At 71.1% G+C, this 20,731-nt stretch carries 16 protein-coding genes and 3 tRNA genes; 10 read left to right on the top strand and 9 right to left on the bottom strand.

The window, feature by feature from the left end; genetic code table 11:
• Window positions 1–2 precede the first annotated feature (2 nt).
• Window positions 3–2,465, bottom strand: coding sequence for a PQQ-dependent sugar dehydrogenase (locus tag ACGFU6_RS15600; protein WP_393611138.1), 2,463 nt, complete (start codon window positions 2,463–2,465; stop codon window positions 3–5).
• 274 nt (window positions 2,466–2,739) lie between these two features.
• Between ACGFU6_RS15600 and ACGFU6_RS15595 the strand changes: the two genes are divergently transcribed.
• The 3 genes from ACGFU6_RS15595 to ACGFU6_RS15585 all read left to right on the top strand — a co-directional run bounded on the left by ACGFU6_RS15595 (window position 2,740) and on the right by ACGFU6_RS15585 (window position 6,516).
• The gene (locus ACGFU6_RS15595) at window positions 2,740–4,200 is read left to right on the top strand and encodes an acyl-CoA synthetase (protein ID WP_393611136.1); all 1,461 of its coding nucleotides are present in this window, start codon (window positions 2,740–2,742) and stop codon (window positions 4,198–4,200) included.
• The gene (locus tag ACGFU6_RS15590; RefSeq protein ID WP_393611135.1) at window positions 4,193–5,656 is read left to right on the top strand and encodes a carboxyl transferase domain-containing protein; all 1,464 of its coding nucleotides are present in this window, start codon (window positions 4,193–4,195) and stop codon (window positions 5,654–5,656) included. Before ACGFU6_RS15595 ends, ACGFU6_RS15590 begins: the two co-directional genes overlap by 8 nt.
• A gap of 62 nt (window positions 5,657–5,718) precedes the next feature.
• Window positions 5,719–6,516: a VOC family protein gene (locus ACGFU6_RS15585; RefSeq protein ID WP_393611133.1), complete on the top strand. Its 798-nt coding sequence runs from the start codon at window positions 5,719–5,721 to the stop codon at window positions 6,514–6,516.
• Window positions 6,517–6,554: 38 nt separating this feature from the next.
• Here ACGFU6_RS15585 and ACGFU6_RS15580 read toward each other — a convergent pair whose 3' ends face one another.
• The gene (locus ACGFU6_RS15580) at window positions 6,555–7,847 is read right to left on the bottom strand and encodes an MFS transporter (RefSeq protein ID WP_393611131.1); all 1,293 of its coding nucleotides are present in this window, start codon (window positions 7,845–7,847) and stop codon (window positions 6,555–6,557) included.
• Between the two features lie 125 nt (window positions 7,848–7,972).
• On the opposite strand from ACGFU6_RS15580, the gene ACGFU6_RS15575 reads away from it, so the two are divergent.
• Together ACGFU6_RS15575 and ACGFU6_RS15570 are read left to right on the top strand one after the other, a co-directional pair.
• Window positions 7,973–8,782: an SAM-dependent methyltransferase gene (locus ACGFU6_RS15575; protein WP_393611129.1), complete on the top strand. Its 810-nt coding sequence runs from the start codon at window positions 7,973–7,975 to the stop codon at window positions 8,780–8,782.
• 218 nt (window positions 8,783–9,000) lie between these two features.
• Window positions 9,001–10,011: a glycoside hydrolase family 16 protein gene (locus ACGFU6_RS15570; protein ID WP_393611127.1), complete on the top strand. Its 1,011-nt coding sequence runs from the start codon at window positions 9,001–9,003 to the stop codon at window positions 10,009–10,011.
• Between the two features lie 11 nt (window positions 10,012–10,022).
• Here ACGFU6_RS15570 and ACGFU6_RS15565 read toward each other — a convergent pair whose 3' ends face one another.
• Both ACGFU6_RS15565 and ACGFU6_RS15560 read right to left on the bottom strand, forming a co-directional pair.
• On the bottom strand, window positions 10,023–10,679 hold the full coding sequence (locus ACGFU6_RS15565) for an NAD(P)-dependent oxidoreductase (RefSeq protein WP_393611125.1): 657 nt from the start codon (window positions 10,677–10,679) through the stop codon (window positions 10,023–10,025).
• Window positions 10,676–11,608 (bottom strand): EamA family transporter, encoded by a 933-nt coding sequence (locus ACGFU6_RS15560; protein WP_393611224.1) that lies wholly within the window; start codon window positions 11,606–11,608, stop codon window positions 10,676–10,678. Before ACGFU6_RS15560 ends, ACGFU6_RS15565 begins: the two co-directional genes overlap by 4 nt.
• A 75-nt stretch (window positions 11,609–11,683) precedes the next feature.
• Between ACGFU6_RS15560 and ACGFU6_RS15555 the strand changes: the two genes are divergently transcribed.
• Window positions 11,684–12,559, top strand: a complete 876-nt coding sequence (locus ACGFU6_RS15555) for a LysR family transcriptional regulator (protein ID WP_393611123.1) — start codon at window positions 11,684–11,686, stop codon at window positions 12,557–12,559.
• Between the two features lie 97 nt (window positions 12,560–12,656).
• On the opposite strand, the gene ACGFU6_RS15550 is transcribed toward ACGFU6_RS15555, so the two are convergent.
• From ACGFU6_RS15550 to ACGFU6_RS15530, 5 genes are all read right to left on the bottom strand, one after another.
• Window positions 12,657–13,271 (bottom strand): class F sortase, encoded by a 615-nt coding sequence (locus ACGFU6_RS15550; protein WP_393611122.1) that lies wholly within the window; start codon window positions 13,269–13,271, stop codon window positions 12,657–12,659.
• A 61-nt stretch (window positions 13,272–13,332) separates the two neighbouring features.
• Window positions 13,333–14,001 carry a hypothetical protein gene (locus ACGFU6_RS15545; RefSeq protein WP_393611120.1) on the bottom strand — a complete coding sequence of 223 codons (669 nt, stop codon included), beginning with the start codon at window positions 13,999–14,001 and terminating at the stop codon, window positions 13,333–13,335.
• Between the two features lie 442 nt (window positions 14,002–14,443).
• A tRNA-Ile gene (locus tag ACGFU6_RS15540) sits at window positions 14,444–14,520 on the bottom strand.
• A 223-nt stretch (window positions 14,521–14,743) separates the two neighbouring features.
• Window positions 14,744–14,816: transfer RNA gene (locus ACGFU6_RS15535), tRNA-Asn, on the bottom strand.
• Window positions 14,817–14,821: 5 nt separating this feature from the next.
• Window positions 14,822–14,894: transfer RNA gene (locus ACGFU6_RS15530), tRNA-Asn, on the bottom strand.
• Between the two features lie 181 nt (window positions 14,895–15,075).
• Between ACGFU6_RS15530 and ACGFU6_RS15525 the strand changes: the two genes are divergently transcribed.
• From ACGFU6_RS15525 to ACGFU6_RS15510, 4 genes are all read left to right on the top strand, one after another.
• Window positions 15,076–15,375 (top strand): YtxH domain-containing protein, encoded by a 300-nt coding sequence (locus ACGFU6_RS15525; RefSeq protein ID WP_393611222.1) that lies wholly within the window; start codon window positions 15,076–15,078, stop codon window positions 15,373–15,375.
• Window positions 15,376–15,444: 69 nt separating this feature from the next.
• Window positions 15,445–16,890, top strand: a complete 1,446-nt coding sequence (locus ACGFU6_RS15520) for an FGGY family carbohydrate kinase (RefSeq protein ID WP_393611118.1) — start codon at window positions 15,445–15,447, stop codon at window positions 16,888–16,890.
• A gap of 168 nt (window positions 16,891–17,058) precedes the next feature.
• Window positions 17,059–18,792, top strand: a complete 1,734-nt coding sequence (locus ACGFU6_RS15515; protein WP_393611116.1) for an ABC transporter ATP-binding protein — start codon at window positions 17,059–17,061, stop codon at window positions 18,790–18,792.
• Window positions 18,792–20,723, top strand: coding sequence for an ABC transporter ATP-binding protein (locus ACGFU6_RS15510; protein ID WP_393611114.1), 1,932 nt, complete (start codon window positions 18,792–18,794; stop codon window positions 20,721–20,723). The genes ACGFU6_RS15515 and ACGFU6_RS15510 overlap by 1 nt, the downstream gene beginning before the upstream one ends.
• The last annotated feature ends 8 nt before the right edge of the window (window positions 20,724–20,731 follow it).

The raw sequence follows: 20,731 nt of genomic DNA, 5'->3' as shown, positions 1-20,731 counted from the left end.
GCTCACCCCTCCGTCTCGAAGGTGAAGGCGTCCAAGTCGAACAGGTTCCCCTGGCCCGTGGGCCCCTTGAAGACGAGGAAGAGTTCGGTGGTGCCCGCGGGCGCGTTGCTCACGTCCGCCGAGACGTCGGTGAAGGTCTCCCAGTCACCGGTGGGCGCGACGGTCAGGGTGGAGAGCAGGGTGCCGGTGGGGGAACCCGCTCGCACCTCGAGCGTGCCGCCGGGACCGGCGGAGGAGACCCGGGCCGAGATGCCGGTGGCGTCGGCGAGGGCGTACGGCTCGAAGGAGATCCAGTCGCCGTTGTCGGTGAAGCCGACGGTGGCGCCGCCCTCCGCCGCTCCGTGCTGGGCGGGCTCGACGCCGGACTGGGCGGCGAAGTGCTCGGCCTGCCGGTGGCGGGGCTGGAGGATGCTGTCACCGTGGCCGGTGAGCCCGCCGGCGTCGGTGTACTCGGCGTCGAAGACCCCGTAGATGTTGGCGGCGCTGTCGTGCTCGCCGTCGACGGGTACGTCGATGGTGCCGGAGCAGCCGTTCTTCGAGGTGATCTGGTGGCGGTGGCTGTCGTGGCCCAGGAGGTAGGTCACCTTGACCTTCGAGCAGTCGACGGCGCCGTCCTCGGGGTCGGTGACCGTGACGGTGAAGGGCACGGAGTCACCGAAGGAGAAGAGTTTCCCGTCGGCGGGCGTGGTGAGGGTGACCGTGGGGGCGGTGTTGCCTGCCGTCACGACGAGGCTGGCGGTGCCGGTGAGCCCGTCGGGGTCGGTGACCGTGAGGGTCGGGTTGAAGGTTCCGGCGGTGGTGTAGGTGTGGTTCGGATCGGCGTCGGTGGAGGTGGCGCCGTCACCGAAGTCCCAGGCGTAGCTCAGCGCCCCGCCCTCGGGGTCCGCGCTGCCGGCCGCCGAGAAGGCGACGTCGAGCGGGGTGGGTCCGGAGGTGCGGTCCGCGGCGGCCTTGGCGACCGGGGAGCGGTTGCTGCCCGCCAGGTACTCGACGCGGTACAGCGCCTGGTTGCCGGAGCCGGTGCCGTAGTCCAGGACGTACAGCGCGCCGTCCGGGCCGAACGCGGAGTCCATGACCTGGGTACCGGTCCACGGGAAGGTGTCGATCGTCCCGGGTGAGCCGTCGGCCTTCACCTCGATCGGCTTGATCCACTTACGGCCGTACTCGGTGGCGAAGAAGCGGCCGTCGAGGGACTCGGGGAACTTCACGCCCGAGTCGAGGTCCGCGTCGTAGTGGTAGACGGGTCCGGCCATCGGCGATTCGGAACCGCCGCCGAACTCGGGCGGGGTGCCCGAGTCACCGCCGTACTTGATCCAGGCGGACTTCACGGCGGGCAGCTTCGGCCGGCCGGTGTTGCGGAAGGAGTTGTTGGCCGGGCCGCCCGCGCAGTCGTACTTCGCACCGGACGGGCCGCTCGGGAAGGTGTACTCGTTGTACGCCTCCGAGGTGGTGTTGGTGCCCGTGCAGTACGGCCAGCCGAAGTTGCCGGGGCCGGTGACGCGGTCGAACTCGACCTGGCCGCCGGGGCCCCGGTCGGCGTCGGTGGTGCCGGCGTCGGGGCCGTAGTCGCCCACGTAGACGGTGCCGGTCGGCTTGTCGACGGACATCCGGAACGGGTTGCGGAAGCCCATCGCGTAGATCTCCGGGCGGGTCTTCTCCGTGCCGGGGGCGAAGAGGTTGCCGGCCGGGACGGTGTAGCCGCCGTCGGCGGTCGGCTTGATCCGCAGCAGCTTGCCACGCAGGTCGTTGGTGTTGCCGGAGGAACGCTGGGCGTCGAACTGCGGGTTGCGTTCGGTGCGTTCGTCGATCGGCGCGTAACCGGCCGACTCGAAGGGGTTGGTGTCGTCGCCGGTGGTCAGGTAAAGGTTCCCGGCGGCGTCGAAGTCGATGTCACCGCCGACGTGGCAGCACTGGCCCCGGTCGTTGCCGACTTCGAGGAGGACCTTCTCGCTCGCGGTGTCGAGGGTGCCGTCGGCCTTCATCGTGAACCTGGACAGGTTCAGGTGGCCCTTCCAGGCCTCGAAGTCGGCGGCGGTGCCCGTCACCGGGGCGTCACCGGCCGGGGTGTTCAGTACGGGTGAGTAATAGAGGTAGAGATAGCGGTTGGTGGCGAAGCCCGGGTCGGCCGCGACGCCCTGCAGCCCCTCCTCGTCATGCGTGTAGACACTGAGCTTGGCGGACGTCTTCGTCGTCCCGGCGGCGTCGGTCAGCCGGACCGTGCCGTCCCGGGCGGTGTGGACGACCGACTTGTCCGGGAGCACGGCGAGGGACATGGCCTCACCCAACTCATCAGGCCCGAGGGCCAGTTGGACCTGCTGGTAGTCGGCGGCCGGAATCTCGGCCCGGATGTGCCGCACGGTGGGTGCTGCGGGCGCGGCCACGGCGGTACCGGCGGCGAGACCGCCGGTGGCCACCAGGGTGAGGGCCGTGAGGACCCTGGACCACAGGGGTGGGGACAGAGGCATGAACGCTTCCTTCCTGACGGTGCGTGGGGTTGTCAGGCAAGGCGCTGTCGCGCTTTGCGACGTGCGTGTACTGCCGGAGGGGCGGCGAGGTTCTTACTTGGTGTCGCGCCGAGATGCCCTGCCGGAGTGAACTTTTTGCATGCTGGCAACGCAAAATTAATTTGTCAAGGTCGTATCCAAATCCCCGCCGGATGCCCCGTACAGCCATCCGGCACCGATTGCGGGACATGTTCCAAGGACGGAAGCGCTTCACTTATCTAGGGTTCGCAGAGTGATGTCACTCTTGCCTGCACTCCAGGACCCCGCCGGTTCGCCGGCCACCCGCGAAGCCGTCCGGTTCGGTGAACAGTCGCTCGGTTACGGCCGGTTGGCCGCGGCGGCGGACGCGCTCGCCACCCGGATCGCACAGGCCGGCCGGGTCGCGGTCTGGGCGACCCCCGCCCCGGAGACCGTGGTCGCGGTGGTCGCCGCGCTGAGAGCGGGGGTGCCCGCCGTACCGCTCAACCCGAAGACGGGCGAACGGGAGCTGGCCCACATCGTCTCCGACAGCGCGCCCTCCACGGTGCTGGCGGCGGCCGGTGACGTACTGCCGCCCGCACTGGCCTCGCTGACCCGGGTCGACGTGGACACGGCCGCCGCGCCGCAGCCCTCCGACGCCTCCTTCCCCGAGCCCTCCCCCGAGTCCCCCGCCCTGATCGTGTACACCTCGGGCACCACCGGCCCGCCCAAGGGCGCGGTCCTGCCGCGCCGGGCCATCGCCGCCACCCTGGACGCACTGGAGGACGCCTGGCAGTGGACCGGCGACGACGTCCTGGTCCACGCGTTGCCGCTGTTCCACGTGCACGGCCTGATCCTCGGCATCCTGGGCCCGCTGCGGCGCGGCGGTTCGGTGCGCCACCTCGGGCGGTTCTCCACCGAGGGCGTGGCCCGGGAGCTGGAGTCGGGCGGCACGATGCTGTTCGGTGTGCCGACGATGTACCACCGCATCGCGGAAGCGCTTGCCGACCCCACCGCGTCCGTCGGGCTGACGAAGGCCCTCGCGGGCGCCCGGCTGCTGGTCTCCGGCTCGGCGGCGCTGCCGGTCCACGACCACGAGCGGATCGCGGCGGCGACCGGCCGCCGGGTCATCGAGCGGTACGGCATGACGGAGACGCTCATGAACACGGGCGTACGGGCCGACGGCGAACCGCGCCCCGGCACCGTCGGCGGCCCGTTGCGCGGCGTCGAACTCCGCCTGGTCGAGGAGGACGGCAGCGCCCTCACCGACCCGGCGTCCATCGGCGAGATCCAGGTGCGCGGCCCGAACCTGTTCACCGGCTACCTCAACCGCCCCGACGCGACGGCCGCCGCGCTCACCGCCGACGGCTGGTTCCGCACCGGGGACATGGCCACGCTCGACCCCGACGGGTACGTACGGATCGTCGGCCGCAAGGCCACCGACCTGATCAAGAGCGGCGGTTACAAGATCGGCGCGGGCGAGATCGAGAACGCCCTGCTGGATCACCCCGGCGTCCGCGAGGCCGCCGTCACCGGCGAACCGGACCCGGACCTGGGCGAGCGGATCGTCGCCTGGGTGGTCCCGGCCGACCCCGGCTCACCGCCCCCGGCCGAGGAACTCGCCGGTCATGTCGCCGCCCAGCTCTCCCCGCACAAGCGGCCGCGCACCGTCCGCTACCTGGACGCGCTGCCGCGCAACGACCTGGGCAAGATCATGAAGCGGTCGCTCCATGGCTGACCGGCGCTCGGCCCGTGCGGCGATCGCCGCCGTCACCGCCGACTTCACCGAGTCCACCGCACCGCGCGAGGACACCTCGGCCGACGGCCCGCTCGGCTGGAGCGGATACGCGGACTCCCGGGCACGGGCCGCCGCCCGCACCGGCGAACGGGAGTCCGTCGTGCACGGCCTCGCCACCGTCGGCGGCCACCGCTGCGTACTGGTCTCCTTCGAGTTCGGCTTCCTGGGCGGCTCGCTCGGGCAGCGCACCGGGGACCGGCTGGAGGCGGCGTACGAGGAGGCCGCGACCCGGCACCTCCCCCTCGTCTCGCTGATCGCCACGGGCGGCAGCCGGATGCAGGAGGGCATGATCGCGCTCACCCAGCTGCACCGGGTGGCCGCCGCGTCGGCCCGGCTGCGGGCGGCCGGTCCGGCGCAGCTCGCGGTCCTGCGCGACCCGACGACCGGCGGTGGCTGGGCGACCCTGGGCGCGGGCGCCGATGTGATCCTCGCGCTGCCCGGGGCGCAGGTCGGCTTCGCCGGCTCCCGGGTGCGGCCGCCCGGCGCGGACCCGGCCGCGTACACCGCCGAGGGCCAGCTGGCGGCCGGCCAGATCGACGCGATCGTCCCGCCGGAGGAGCTGGCCGCGGCCCTGGGGCACTGGCTGGGAGCGCTGACCCGCCCGGCCGCCGCACCCCCGGCACCCGCCCCGGTGCCCGCCGCGCTCTCCCGGACCGGGCTCCCGCCCACCGGCTGGGACGCGGTGCTCCGGGCCCGGTCCGCGTCACGGCCGCGCGCCGAGGCGTATCTGGACGCCTACTTCGGTATACGGCTACCGCTCAGCGGGGACCGCTGCGGGGGGACGGACCCCGGGCTGCTCTGCGGCTTCGGGCTGCGCGAGGGGAACGAGGGGAATGAGGGGAATGAAGGAAGTGCGGGGGCCGGGGGAACGGGCGGGGCAAGCGGGGGGCGGCCGGTCGCGTACGTCGCCCAGTGCGGCACCGCGACCCGCCCGGCCGGCTACCGCACGGCGGCCCGGGTGATCAGACTGGCCGACCGGCTCGGTATCCCCGTCCTCACCCTGGTCGACACCCCGGGCGCCGCCAACGACGCCGAGGCGGAACGGGCCGGTGCGGGCGCGGCCATCGCGGACGCGTTCGCGGCGATCGCGGCCGCCCGGGTTCCCGTCACGACCCTGGTGATCGGCGAGGGCGGTTCGGGCGGCGCGCTGGCCCTGGCCGCACCGGGCAACACCCACGTCACCGCCGACAGCTACTTCTCGGTGATCGCCCCGGAGCTCGCGGCGGCGATCCTGAAGCGCTCCCCGGACCAGGTGCACGCCACGGCCGACCAGTTGCGGCTGCGCCCGCAGGACCTGGTGGAGCTGGGCGTCGCCCGCTCCGTCGTGAGGGCCGGCCCGCCGCCGGGCGCGGACACGGGCTCGACGCGCACAGGAAGCGAGGGGTCGATAGCGTAATAAAGGGGACAGCCCGCGACGGGCTCAGGGACACGTCTTCGAGTGAGGAAAGAGGCCAGGTCATGGCCGCAGAATCAGAGGGCACTCCGTGCTGGGCAGATGCGACGTTCGGTGACATCGAGGGCGCGAAGCGCTTCTACGGTGAGCTGCTGGGCTGGACCTACGGCGACTCGCTGCCCGAGTTCGGCAACTACACCCAGGCGTACGTGGACGGCAAGGCGGTCGCCGCCCTGATGCCTCCGATGCCCGGCCAGGAGGTACCGGCCGCCTGGACGCTGTACCTCGCCTCGCCGGATGCCGCCGCCACCGCGGCGAAGATCCGCGAGAACGGCGGCGAGGTGCTGGTGGAGCCCATGCGGGTCGGGGAGTTCGGCACGATGGTGCTGGCCCGTGACCCGGGCGGGACGGCGTTCGGCGTGTGGCAGGCGGGCAGCCACGAGGGGTTCGGCGCGCGCAACGTACCGGGCGCCTACAGCTGGGCCGAGGTCTTCACCCGGGAGCCGGAGAAGGCGGACCCCTTCTTCCGTGCCGTGTTCGGGTACGGGGTGAAGCGGGTGGCGGACGACGCGGTCGACTTCACGCTCTACGACCTGGGCGCGGACCCGGTGCTGGGCCGGATGAAGATGACGGAGGACTTCCCCCCGGAGGTGCCGCCGTACCTGAACGTGTACTTCACCGTCGCGGACTGCGACGCGGCCGTGGCGAAGGCCAAGGCGCTCGGGGCCCAGCTCCGGTTCGGCCCGCTCACCATCCCGTTCGGCCGGTTCGCGGCCCTGACCGACCCGCAGGGCGCGCCGTTCTCGCTGATCGACGGGACGACGACGGGCGGCGAGATGCCGAAGGTCACGGACGTGGCCTGAGTGGCGGCCGGCCTGCCTGCCCCGGTCCGCGAGACGCCTCAGGCCTCGGGACGGTGCGCGTCGTAGCGCGCGAACCGGGGCCACCGCAGGGCCAGCAGCAGCACCCCGGCCACGCAGGCGATCCCTCCCCCGGTGACGGCCACACCGGGCGAGACCAGATCGGCGACCGACCCGGCCAGGAAGTCCCCGAGCCGGGGGCCGCCCGCCACGACGACGATGAACACGCCCTGCAGCCGCCCCCGCATGTCGTCCGGCACCGCGGCCTGGAGCATCGTGTTGCGGAAGACCATCGAGGTGGTGTCGGCGGCCCCCGCGAGCGCCAGGAAGACGAGCCCGAGCCAGAGCTGCCGGGTCAGCCCGAACACCGCGATGGCGGTGCCCCAGCTCGCGACCGCGAAGAGCACGGCGAGCCCGTGCCGCCGGATCCGCCCCAGCCAGCCGGAGAACACCCCGCCCAGCAGTGCGCCCAGGGCCGGGGCGGCGACCAGCAGTCCGGTGGTCTTCGCGTCGCCCCCGTACCAGAGGACGGCCACGACGGGGAACAGTGCGCGGGGGTTGGCCAGCACCATGGCGCACATGTCGGTGAAGAAGGTCATCCGCAGGTTGGGCCGGGTGCCCAGGAACCGCAGCCCGTCCATCACCGAAGCCCGCTTCGCTCTCCCGGCGGCGCCCTCGCCCCGGTCCGGCAGCATCGAGGGCAGCCGCCACATCGCGTACAGCGAGGCGGTGAAGGTCACGGCGTCGATGCCGTACGCGGCCCGGTACCCCCACCAGCCGACGATGAGCCCGCCGAGCATCGGTCCGACGAGCCCGCCCGTGGTGCTGGTCATGGAGTTCAGCGCGTTGGCGGCGGGCAGTTGTTCGGCCGGCAGGAGCCGGGCGATCATCGAGCTGCGGGCCGGTGAGTTGAGCGCGAAGCAGACGGCCTGGAGCGCGACGACCCCGTACAGGAGCCCCACCCGCTCCACCCCGGCGACGGTGATCCCCACCAGTGCGACGGAGAGCGCGAACGACCCGAAGGCGCTGACCAGTCCCAGCTTGCGCCGGTCGACGGTGTCCGCGACAGCCCCGCCGTACAGCCCGAAGACGACCAGGGGCACCAGCGAGCAGAACCCGATCAGCCCGACGGAGAACGCGGACCCGGTGAGGTCGTACACCTGGAGCGAGACGGCGAGCGCCGTCATACCCTGCCCGACCCAGGAGACCGTGTTCCCGAACCAGAGCCGCCGGTAGTCGGGGGAGGTCCGCAGCGGGGTCAGGTCGGCGAATATCCGGGCGCGGGGGGCGGGCTCATCGGCCTCGTCCGTCGTCTCGGTCAGGGATTCGGTCACGGAGAATGGTATCGGCCGGGGCCGGCGACCCGTACAGAGGTCATGGGCTCAGGCAGTACCGGGGGCGGCCCACGGCAATGATCGAAGTCGTGCGGCGGCCGCGTGCCGTATGTGAGGCTCTGGCCATGAGCACACCATCTGAGCAGCCCCCGGCCGACCGGCTGCAGACGGACCGGCCGCACTCGGCCCGCGTCTGGAACTACCTCCTCGGCGGCAAGGACAACTACACCGTCGACCACGAGACGGGCGACCTGATCCTACGGATGTTCCCGGACATCGCGGACATCGCCCGCCTCCAACGGGCCTTCCTCGCCCGCGCCGTGCGCTACCTGGCCGTGGAGGCCGGGATACGCCAGTTCCTGGACATCGGCGCCGGCCTGCCCACCGCGGACAACACGCACGAGGTGGCCCAGCGGGTGGCGCCGGACTCCCGGATCGTCTACGTCGACAACGACCCACTCGTGCTGACCCACGCCCGCGCCCTGCTCACCAGCTCTCCCGAGGGCGCCTGCGCGTACATCGACGCCGACGTGAAGAACGTCGACCTGATCCTCGAAGAAGCCGCCGGAACGCTGGACTTCAGCCGCCCGGTCGGTCTGACCATGCTGGGGATCATGGGGCAGCTGCCGGACGAGGACGATCCGTGGACGCTCGTCGACCGGCTGACGGAGCCGCTCGCGCCGGGCAGCCACCTGGCCCTGAGCGACGGCACCGACACGAGCGACACGCTGAACCAGGCCATCGAGACGTACAACGCCAACTCGGCGAGCTCGTACCACCTGCGCAGCCCGGAACGGATCGCCGGCTTCTTCCACGGCCTGGAGATCATCGAGCCGGGCATCGTCAGAACGTCGGCCTGGCGCCCCGACCCGGGTACGGACGGCACGGACGTCCTACGGGGCCACGCGGTCTGCGGAATCGGCCGCAAGCCCTGAGCCGGCGGCCCGTGAGCGGGGGAGAGAAAAAGCGTCGTCGGGCGAGCGCCGGAACACGACTTCGTGCCGCAACTGGCTCATCTCCCGGTCGAGTTGGCTTCAGGCAGTGAACGCGGCAAGCACCTTGACGGGGTCAGCCGCCGTGCCCGACAGTCAATCGCATGGCGGTTGAGAGCGCTCTCAATCGCCGCTCCCCCCACCCCACGAAAGCAGCCCACATGAACAGGATCGCTTTCTTCGCCCGGCTTCCAGGCTCCTCCCCCGCCCCCCGACGCCGCCCCCGACGGCGTCTGCCGGCCGTACTCGCCGCGCTCTGTCTGCCGTTGGCCGGACTCACGGGCCTGGCGGGCCCCGCCTGGCTCTCCGGCACCGCCTCGGCCGGCGAACCGGCGGCGGGAACGCACGCGGCCGCCGACTGGACCACCATGTTCAGGGACGACTTCGACGGCGCGAGCGGAACAGGCCTCGACACGGCCGACTGGCTCTACGACACGGGCACCAGCTACCCCGGCGGCGCGGCCAACTGGGGCACCGGTGAGATCGAGACATCGACGGACTCGACGGAGAACGTCTACCAGGACGGCTCCGGCCACTTGGTGATCAAGCCCATACGGGACGCCTCGGGACACTGGACGTCCGGCCGGGTGGAGACCCAGCGCACCGACTTCGCGGCACCGGCGGGTGGGCAGATGCAGCTCAGCGCCTCCCTGAAGCAGCCCGACCCGGCCAACGGGCTCGGCTACTGGCCGGCCTTCTGGGCGATGGGCGCCGACGCCCGCCCGGCCGGGGCCACCAACTGGCCGAGCATCGGCGAGCTGGACATCATGGAGGACGTCAACGCGCTCAGCCAGCGCTCCACCACCTTCCACTGCGGTCAATGGGCCGGTGAGTGCCACGATCCCGACGGCATCAGCAGCGGGCTGCAGGCCTGCGACGGCTGCCAGACCGGCTACCACACGTACTCCGTGATCGTCGACCGCAGGGACACGGCGGCCGAGCAGCTGCGTTTCTACCTGGACGGTGTCCAGACCTTCGCGGTGAACCAGAACGAGGTGTCCGACGCGACCTGGAAGGCCGCCGTCGACCACGGGTACTTCGCCATCTTCGATGTGGCGATCGGCGGTTCGTATCCGGACAAGGTCTGCGGCTGCACCTCCCCCGGGGCCGACATCACCTCCGGCGCGGGGATGAGCGTGGACTGGTTCTCGGCCGAGATCAGCCAGTCCTGAGCCGCAGGGCGTCACTCCTGGCGCCGCGCCACGGTGAAGTGCCTGTCCGTACCGCGGTGTTCGATCTCATCGAGCGCGGCGACGGCGAGATCCTCGGCGCTGATGCGTGAGGTGCCGTCGGGCTCGCTCAGCAGCGTGGTGGTGCCACGGCGGTAGGCGCCGGTACGGGTGCCGGGTTCGAGGACGGCGGGCGGGCTGAGGTAGGCCCAGTCGCCGTTCACGTGCTCGCGGCAGGCCCGCAACTGGGTCGTACTGGCTGCCGCGACGGCCCGCCAGGCGGCGGGGACGTGGTCCAGGTCGTCGATCACGAGCAGCTCGGGATCGCGCGGCGACCTCAGGGGCCCCGCCCCGCCGATGACGAGCAGCCGGATACCGGCCCGGCCGGTCGCGTCGAGCACGGCAGAGGTGAGCGGCGCGATCGAGGCCTCGTCCCCGGGCGCCGGCCGGATGGCGAGGAGCACGGCGTCGGCCTTGCCGAGAGCCGCGTCGAGAGCCGCGCCGCGCGACTCCTGCGCGGCCCCGGCATCGACGGTCACGGCGGTAACGGCGGTGGCCGAGGTCTCGTCCGGGTGCCGGGAGGCGGCGACCACCTGATGGCCGCGCGAGACGGCTTCGGTGACGAGCCGTGAGCCGACCATTCCGGTGGCGCCGAGGACGGTGATGTTCATGAAGCGGTCCCTTTCCGGGCACGGAGACGGAGTACGGGAGTGAACTGCCCGGCTGCCAGGGCAGCGAGGGCGAGGGCGAAGCCGGCGATCCGGACGGGATCGAGGCCCTCTCCGGCCAGCAGCACGCCGAGGGAGGCGGCGACCAGGGGCGAGAGCAGCCCGAGGAGGGCGGTCGCGGTGACCGGGAGCGTGCGCAGTCCCCTGAACCAGAGGGTGTACGCGATCAGCCCGCCGAACGTGCCCAGCCACAGGTACCCGGCGACGGCCCGGCCGTCCACCCCGCCCGGCACGCCCTCGACGAGCAGCGCGGGAGCCAGCAGCACCAGCCCGCCCGCCGTGAGTTGCCAGCTCGCGAACCCGACCGCGCTGACACCCTCCGGGCGGCCCCAGCGTTTGGTGAGCACGACGCCACCGGCCATGGCCGCGGCCCCGGCGAGCCCGGCGAGAATCCCGGGGGGATCGAGGCCCGCACCGGGGCCGAGCACGACGAGCCCGACGCCCGCGACTCCGACGACGCCCCAGGCGAGGCGCCACGGGGACGGCCGCTCGGAGAGGACCAGGACGGCGAGGAGCGCCACCAGGATCGGCTGGCAGGCCCCGAGCGTCGCGGCCACCCCGCCGGGGAGACGTTCGGCGGCTATGAACAGCAGCGGGAAGAAGGCCCCGATGTTCAGGGTGCCGAGGAGCGCGGCCTTCCACCACCACACCCCGCGCGGCAGGGTGCGCGCGATGAGGAGCCCGAGCAGGCCGGCCGGCAGTGCGCGCATCAGCGCTGCGAAGAGGGGCGAGCCGGGCGGCAGCAGTTCGGTGGTGACGATGTAGGTCGTACCCCACACCGCCGGTGCGAAGGCCGTGGCGATGGTGAGCCCGGCTCGCCGGGCCGGTGACGCGGATGCCGGTGTCGGACGAACTGTCGTCGTGGTCACCACACCACTCTCGGCCCGCCCCACCCATGAGTCCAACACATGGTTTTCATCACACCGATCACGATGCAAGATTGATGGATGGAACTGCGTCAACTGCGATACGTCCTGGCCGTGGCAGAGACCCGGAACTTCACGCGCGCCGCCGAGCAGTGCTACGTGGTCCAGTCGGCGCTGAGCCACCAGATCAAGGCCCTGGAGGACGAGCTCGGGGTGCGCCTGTTCGCGCGTACCAGCAGAAGGGTCGAGCTCACCTCGGCGGGCCAGGCGTTCCTGCCCTCCGCGCGGGCGAGCGTGGAGGCCGCCGAGCGTGCGGCCGCCGACGCCACGGCGGCCGTCGGTGAGCTGCGCGGCCCGGTCGCCCTCGGCATCGTCCCGACGGTCACCGCCCTCGACATCCCCCGGGCGCTGCGCACCTTTCACCGGGCCCACCCGGCCGTCCGCGTCACCCTGCGCACGGCGGGCAGCGACGAGCTCATCTCCGCCGTTGAGGCCGGCACGGTGGACCTCGCCGTCCTGGGTCTCCCGGAGAACGCCGCCCCCACGGGCATCCGCACGCTCGAACTGGCCAGGGCCCGGCTCGTCGCCGTCGTCTCGCCGGAGCACCACCTGTCCGGCCGACGCCGCCTGCGCCTGGCCGATCTGTCAGGGGAGACCTTCGTCGACTTCCCGGCCGGCACCCCCGGCCGCGCCCAGAGCGATCTCGCGTTCGAGGCGGCGGGCATCCAGCGGGACGTGACCTTCGAGTCGATGTCCCCCGCCCTGATCCTCGACCTCGTCGGACAGAACCTCGCGGTGGCCCTGCTGCCACCCGCGGTCCTGTCCCCGGACGCCCCCGCGGCAGCCATCCCCGTAACGGACGGCCCGACCCGGATCGAGTACCTGGCCTGGAGCGACTTCAACCCCGCCCCGGCCGCCACCGCTCTGCTGGCGGTGCTGCGCGCCTCGGCCGCCTGACACGCCGCCGCCGTACCACTGGTGGCGAGGCCCCGGACGCGCGGACGGCTGGTACCTCGCCCCCGAGGTACCAGCCGCTCCCGACCGCTGCCGGCCTTCAGGCCGGCTGTTTCTTCAGTGACTTCAGGTGTGCGAAGACGACGACATTGGCCGAGTAGCCGGATTTCTTGTCGAAGCGTCCGCCGCACGTCATGAGTCTGAGTTCCGGACGGTCGGTGCTTCCGTACACCTTGTCGTCCGGGAACTTGTCCTTCGTATAGGTCTTGACCTCATCGACGGCGAACACCGCTGTCCGCCGGTCCGCCCGGGTGACTTTCACCGTGTCGCCCCGGTGCAGTGCGTTGAGGTTGAGGAAGATCGCCGGCCCTGTCTCGGTGTCGCGGTGACCGACGATCAGAGAGGTTCCCGCGTCTCCGGGTGACGGCCCGTTCCGGTACCAGCCCACCACCCTCGGCTTGTTCAGGGGCGGGGCACCGAGGTGCCCCTTGCCGTCGAGCCCGAGACCCAGGACCGGGGCCTCGATGAAGATGCCGGGTACCGCGATCTTCACCGGTCGTGAGGGCGACAGGGGTGCGTCCGGGCCCCGCCGCACCGGCAGATCGCCGCCGCCTGCGGAGTCGCCCCCGTGAGCGGCGGCCGACAGGTCCTCGGACGAGTCCGAACTCGCCCAGACGATGCCGGTCAGCAGCGAGGAGACCACGCCCAGTGTCATCGTGAGACGGCACGCCCGGCTCGGCCCCCGTCGCCTTCGCCGTCGCCGTCGGCTGTGGGCCCTATGCCTCGTTGCGGGCACGGCGGCGTGCGGCTCGACGGACCATGATCAGCCCCGCGGCTCCGGCCGTCCCTGCAGCCAGCGCGGCGGTGGTCCCCATGTTCCAGTCGCTCTCGGAGCCGGCGTCCATCATGTCCGGCACGCCACCGCCGCCGGCGGGCACCCCACCGGACGGCTTGTCGTAGTTCGACTCGGAGGCCCCCACGGACGAGTCACGGCTGTCGCCGTCCGCACGGCCGCCGTTGTTGCCGGGCTTGGAGCAGTCGACCCGGAAGCTCTTCTGCTTCGGGCCCGCCGGGACGATCCACACCAGCTGGTACGTGCCCTCCGGGAGCAGGTACTGCTGGCTGCGCGCCGAGCCGTTCACGAGCGGCAGCGTGCTCTGCAGGGTGTCGCCCGGGGGAACGGTCGGGGGCTGCGCGGTGATCGTCCAGGGAACGGCCGGGAGCGACTCGAAGTTGCTGGCGGAGAGGACGAACTTGCAGACCTCGACTCCGTCGCCGCCGCGCGAGTTCCAGCCGACCGAGCGGACATCGATGTCGCCGCTGTCGCCGGGGATGGCGTAGGCGGCGGAGGCCCCAGCCAGCGTCGCTCCGGCGATGGCGACTACGGCGGCCACGGCGCCACCCGCACGGAGACTGCGGGAACGGACGGAAGCGGAAATGTGCATGCTGAACTCCTTCAAACCGGGATGATTGTCGTACTAGTCGGTTGATCGACTAAGAAATGGCATGGATCAGCAAAGAAACGCGCCATAACACTCTGAAAAATCCGATAAGCACCCTGAGTAGCCGATATCGGAGCCGGGAGAGGGGGCCCGGTCTGCGCCGGCCCTCCGGGAGCGGGCGTCGGGCGATGAGGGAGTGGCGCGGAATCGCCCCCGCACTGAAGCTTCGCCATGGGTAACCCCGCACCACCGCGAGGCAAGCACCTGTACGAATCCGGGTCGGCCCCGACGACGCCCCGCCGCCTCCCGGTACCAGCGGCCGCCCCCCTGACACTTCGGGAGAGCCACGGCCGAGCCAATGACCTCACAGGCAGCAAAAAGGCCCCCGCCGGAGCGGGGGCCTAGCTGTTCGTGCTGGTCAATCAGGGGAACCGGTTCTGCACCGTGGTGGGGCGGGTGGGACTCGAACCCACGGCCGACGGATTATGAGTCCGCTGCTCTAACCGGCTGAGCTACCGCCCCTTTTCGGCGTGGCGCGTACAAGTGTGCGCGCCGTCTGCCGCAGCATAGCCGGTCATACGATCTCTCGCTCCGCATGCCCGGGTACTCGTGACCATGAAGACCGCGCTGCTCCCTGCCCGGTTCCGGGTGACGTGAAGTTGACGCGAAAGAGTCACGCCCGCCTCACACGCACCACGGATGCGGGCACACGAAAAAGGACCCCGCAGGGCCCTCTTCCGTTCCGCTCCCCCGACTGGACTCGAACCAGTAACCCTCCGGTTAACAGCCGAATGCTCTGCCAATTGAGCTACAGGGGATCGCGCTCCCCCGACTGGACTCGAACCAGTAACCTGCCGGTTAACAGCCGGCTGCTCTGCCAATTGAGCTACAGGGGATTGCTGCGTTGCCTCGGACGACACCTGCCTGGCGGATGCCGGGCGGCGGACGTTCGCTGCGACACATACATTAGCGCAAGCAGGGGGGTGCTTTGCCAATCGGTATCGGCCGGGGTGATCTCCGGTGCCTGCGGGTAGGCGAGCAGCACATGTCGCGCGGAGTGAAGGAAGGGTGGCAGCCATGCGGTACCGGCTCACGTTCATCGCCGGAGTGGCCCTCGGTTACGTGCTCGGCACTCGTGCCGGGCGGGAGCGTTACGAGCAGCTGAAGAAGTCCGCACGCCAGGTCGCCCAGAACCCGGCCGTGCGCAACACCTGCGAGTCGGCGGCCCAGAGCGGCCGCCAGTTCGCCGGGAAGGCGGCCCACGCGGTGGGCGAGAAGGTCGGCGACAAGGTGCCGGCGTCGGTGGCGGACCGGGTGCGGTCGATGCGCGGGCGCGGGGCGAACGGTGAGGACGACTGGGGTACGACCAACACCTGAGGCCCGGTCCTGCACCTGTCTGCCGCACCGCCGTGCGGGAATACTCCGGCGGTGCGGCAGAATCTGTGTATGGGCATAGTCGCCGGCTTGGACAGTTCATCCGCCTTCACGCACATCGTGGTCTGCGATACGGACACGGGTGCCGTACTGCGCCAGGGGTACGCCGCACACCCCGTGGAGGCGAAGGCCACCGAGGTCGATCCGCAGGCGTGGCTGCTCTCACTCGGTGAGGCGGCCGCCGGCGGGCTGCTCGAAGGCGTGCAGGCCATCGGCGTGTCCGCGCAGCAGCACGGGCTGGTACCGCTGGACCGCCAGGGCAATCTCGTACGGCCCGCGCTGCTCGGCAACGACAAGCGGGCGCAGGTCGCCGCGGCCGATCTGGTCGACGGGCTGGGCGGGCGGCAGGCCTGGGCCGAGGCGGTCGGGGCGGTGCCGCAGGCGGCGCAGCCGGTGTCGAAGCTGCGCTGGCTGGCGCGGACCGAGCCGGAGATGGCGCAGCGGGTCGCCGCCGTGCTCCAGCCGCACGACTGGCTGGTCTGGCAGCTGCTGGGCCGTCCGGCCCGGCGGACCACCGACCGGGGTGCCGCGTCCGGGACGGGTTACTGGTCGGCGGGCAGCGAGTCCTACCGGCCGGATCTGGTGGAGCTGGCGCTGGGACGGCAGGCGGCGCTGCCCGAGGTGCTCGGGCCGTGCGAGGCGGCCGGAACGACGCCGGAGGGCCTGCTGATCTCGGCGGGTACCGGCGAGACGATGGCGGCGGCGTTCGGCCTCGGGGTCGGGGTCGGGGACGCGGTGGTGTCGCTCGGGGCCTCGGGCTCGGTGATGGCGGTGCACCACGAGGCGCTGGCCGATCCGACCGGGATGATCACCTCGTTCGCGGATGCCACCGGGATGCACCTGCCGGTGGTGCACACCTCCAACGCGGTACGCGCGCTGCGCGGGAGCGCCGAGATGCTGGGCGTTGACGGGCTGGAGGAGCTGTCGGCGCTGGCGCTCAAGTCGACGCCCGGTGCCTCGGGGCTCGTACTGCTGCCGTACCTGGAGGGCGAGCGGACTCCGCAGCTGCCGCACACCGCGGGGACGCTGAGCGGGCTGCGGCGCGAGTCGATGAAGCCGGAGCACCTCGCGCGCGCCGCGTTCGAGGGGATGCTCTGCTCGCTGGCCGACGCGCTGAACGTGCTGCGCGACCGGGGGGTCGAGGTGCGGCGGGTGTTCCTGCTGGGCGCCGCCGCCGAGCTGCCGGCCGTGCAGGCGCTCGCGCCGATGCTGCTGGGGACGCAGGTGGTGGTGCCGGAGCCGGCGCAGTACGCGGCGCTGGGTGCGGCCCGGCAGGCGGCCTGGGCGCTCGGGGTCTCGCGGGGGGCGCTCGATCCGCGCACTCCCCCGGTCTGGCAGGACGCGGCGGCCCAGGTGCTGGATCCCGGCGAGGAGCTGGCGGTCGGCCAGGCGGTGCGCCAGCAGTACGTGGCGACGCGGGACCAGATCCACCCGGGGGCGTTCGACGCGGCGCAGTGAGGCGCCTGCCTTCGGTGGCCCGCCCGGGTCACCGGAGGACGGTCGGCGGCAAAATTATGGACCGGGTCTGTTTTTTGACCTGGACTTGAATAAAAACGTTCGCGGTCCCGGTGCGCGGTGCCTGAAAATGGGTCGACTCCCGCCCTACGCCGACTCCGAGAGACACGCGTGCTCATAAAACTCCTGCGGGCCTATCTCGGTCCGTACAAGAAGCCGATCGCGCTGCTGGTGGTATTCCAGCTGCTGCAGACCTCCGCCGCCCTCTATCTGCCCACCCTGAACGCCGACATCATTGACAACGGTGTCGTCAAGGGCGACACGGGCTACATCCTCCAGTACGGCGGCGCCATGATCGTCGTCAGCATTGCCCAGGTGGTCTGCAACATCGGGGCCGTCTACATCGGTGCCCGTACCGCGTCCGCGCTCGGGCGCGACGTCCGGGCGTCGGTCTTCGACCGGGTGCAGTCGTTCTCCGCGCGTGAGCTCGGCCGGTTCGGTGCTCCTTCGCTGATCACCCGTACGACCAATGACGTCCAGCAGATCCAGATGCTGGTCCTGATGACGTTCACGCTGATGGTCTCGGCACCGATCATGTGTGTCGGCGGCATCATCATGGCGCTCGGCCAGGACGTGCCGCTGTCCGCGGTGCTCCTCGCGGTGGTGCCGGTCCTCGGGATCTCGGTGAGCCTGATCGTGAAGCGGATGCGTCCGCTGTTCCGGACGATGCAGGAGCGGCTCGACACGGTGAACCGGGTGCTGCGCGAGCAGATCACCGGCAACCGGGTCATCCGCGCCTTCGTCCGTGACGGCTACGAGGAGAAGCGTTTCCGGGGCGCCAACACCGAGCTGACCGATGTGGCGCTGTCCACGGGCCGGCTGATGGCACTGATGTTCCCGACCGTGATGACGGTCGTGAACGTGTCGTCGATCGCCGTCGTCTGGTTCGGTGCGCACCGGATCGACAGCGGCGGGATGCAGATCGGGGCGCTGACCGCGTTCCTCTCCTACCTGATGCAGATCGTCATGTCGGTGATGATGGCCACCTTCATGTTCATGATGGTGCCGCGCGCCGAGGTGTGCGCCGAGCGCATCCAGGAGGTCCTGGAGACCGAGTCCAGCGTGGTGCCGCCGGTCGAACCGGTGACCGAACTGCGCGCCCACGGGCACCTGGAGATCCGGGGCGCCGACTTCCGCTACCCCGGCGCCGAGGCGTCGGTGCTGCGGTCGGTGGACCTGGTGGCCCGGCCGGGCGAGACGACCGCGATCATCGGGTCGACGGGCAGCGGCAAGTCGACGCTGCTCGGTCTCGTACCCCGGCTGTTCGACGTGACGGACGGCCAGGTGCTGGTCGACGGGACGGACGTACGGACGCTGGCCCCGGCGCTGCTGGCGAAGACGGTGAGCCTGGTCCCGCAGAAGCCGTACCTGTTCTCCGGAACGGTCGCGACCAATCTGCGGTACGGGAATCCGGACGCGAGCGACGAGGAGCTGTGGCACGCGCTGGAGGTCGCCCAGGCCAAGGAGTTCGTCGAGGGTCTGGAACACGGGCTGGACGCGCCGATCGCGCAGGGCGGCACCAATGTCTCCGGCGGGCAGCGGCAGCGGCTCTCGATCGCCCGGACGCTGGTCCAGCAGCCGGAGATCTACCTCTTCGACGACTCGTTCTCCGCGCTGGACTACGCCACGGACGCCGCGCTGCGCGCGGCGCTGCTGCGGGAGACCGCCGCGGCGACCGTGGTGATCGTCGCGCAGCGGGTGTCCACCATCCGCGACGCCGACCGGATCCTGGTGATGGACGAGGGCCGGGTCGTCGGCTCCGGCAGCCATCACGAGCTGATGGACGGCAATGAAACATACCGGGAGATCGTGCTCTCCCAGCTGACGGAAGCGGAGGCCGCGTAATGGCCGGGCCTGGCGGACGCATGATGGCGGGCGGAGCGCCGACCGAGCGGTCCATGGACTTCAAGGGCTCCACGAAGCGGCTGCTCAAGCGCTTCGCCGCGGAGCGGACCACGCTGTACGTGATGCTGGTGGCCGGTGCGCTGAGCGTGGCGCTCTCGGTGGTCGGCCCGAAGATCCTCGGCAAGGCCACCGACCTGGTGTTCGCCGGGGTCGTCGGCCGGCAGATGCCGGAGGGGACGACCAAGGAGCAGGCCCTCGCAGGCCTGCACAAGAGCAACAGCGGCCTGGCCGACATGCTCTCGAAGGTGGACTTCACCCCGGGCAAGGGCATGGACTTCGACGCGATCGGCCATGTGCTGCTGGCCGCGCTGATCACGTACGTCGGTGCCGGGCTGCTGATGCTGGTGTCGACGCGGCTGTCGATCCGGGTGATCAACCGGGTCGTGTTCCAGATGCGCGAGGACATCCAGACCAAGCTGTCGCGGCTGCCGCTGTCGTACTTCGACCGGGCCAAGCGCGGCGAGGTGCTCAGCCGGGCGACGAACGACATCGACAACATCTCGCAGACGATGCAGCAGACCATGGGCCAGCTCATCAACTCGGTGCTGACCATCGTCGGCGTACTGATCATGATGTTCTGGATCTCACCGCTGCTGGCGCTCGTCGCACTGGTGACGGTGCCGCTGTCGGTGGTCGTGGCGACGAAGGTGGGCAAGCGCTCGCAGCCGCAGTTCGTCCAGCAGTGGAAGGTGACGGGCAAGCTCAACGCCCACATCGAGGAGATGTACACCGGGCACACCCTGGTGAAGGTCTTCGGCCGCCAGGAGGAGTCCGCGCGGGACTTCGCCGAGCAGAACGACGCGCTGTACGAGGCCGGGTTCAAGGCCCAGTTCAACAGCGGGATCATGCAGCCGCTGATGATGTTCGTGTCGAACCTGAACTACGTGCTGATCGCCGTGATCGGCGGGCTGCGGGTCGCCTCCGGCGCACTGTCGATCGGTGATGTGCAGGCCTTCATCCAGTACTCCCGGCAGTTCTCCATGCCGCTGACCCAGGTCGCCTCGATGGCGAACCTGGTGCAGTCCGGAGTCGCGTCGGCCGAGCGGATCTTCGAGCTGCTCGACGCCGAGGAGCAGGACGCCGGCCCGGCGAAGGGCGAGGGCGCGCACCCGGAGGAGCTGCGCGGCAGCGTCTCACTGGAGAACGTGTCGTTCCGCTACGACCCGGAGAAGCCGCTCATCGAGAACCTGTCGCTGAGTGTCGAGCCGGGTCACACGGTCGCCATCGTCGGACCGACCGGTGCGGGCAAGACGACGCTGGTCAACCTGCTGATGCGGTTCTACGAGGTGACGGGCGGGCGGATCGCCCTGGACGGGGTGGACGTGGCGACGATGTCGCGCGAAGACCTGCGGTCGGGGATCGGCATGGTCCTCCAGGACACCTGGCTGTTCGGCGGGACCATCGCGGAGAACATCGCGTACGGCGCCTCCGGCGAGGTCGGCCGGGAGGAGATCGAGGAGGCGGCGCGGGCGGCCCACGCCGACCGCTTCATCCGCACCCTGCCGGACGGCTACGACACGGTGATCGACGACGAGGGCACCGGCGTCAGCGCGGGTGAGAAGCAGCTGATCACCATCGCGCGGGCGTTCCTGTCCGACCCGGTGATACTGGTGCTGGACGAGGCGACCAGCTCGGTCGACACCCGTACCGAGGTGCTGATCCAGAAGGCGATGGCGCAGCTCGCGCACGGCCGTACGAGCTTCGTGATCGCGCACCGGCTCTCCACCATCCGGGACGCCGACGTCATCCTGGTGATGGAGAACGGCTCGATCGTCGAGCAGGGCACGCACGACGAGCTGCTGGAGGCGGACGGCGCCTACGCGCGGCTGTACGCGGCCCAGTTCGCGCAGGCGGTAGCCGAGGTCGACTGACCCCGGGC

The organism is Streptomyces sp. NPDC048462, assembly GCF_043200175.1.
Classification (GTDB): Bacteria; Actinomycetota; Actinomycetes; order Streptomycetales; family Streptomycetaceae; genus Streptomyces.
This window is presented reverse-complemented; position numbering and strand designations above follow the sequence as displayed.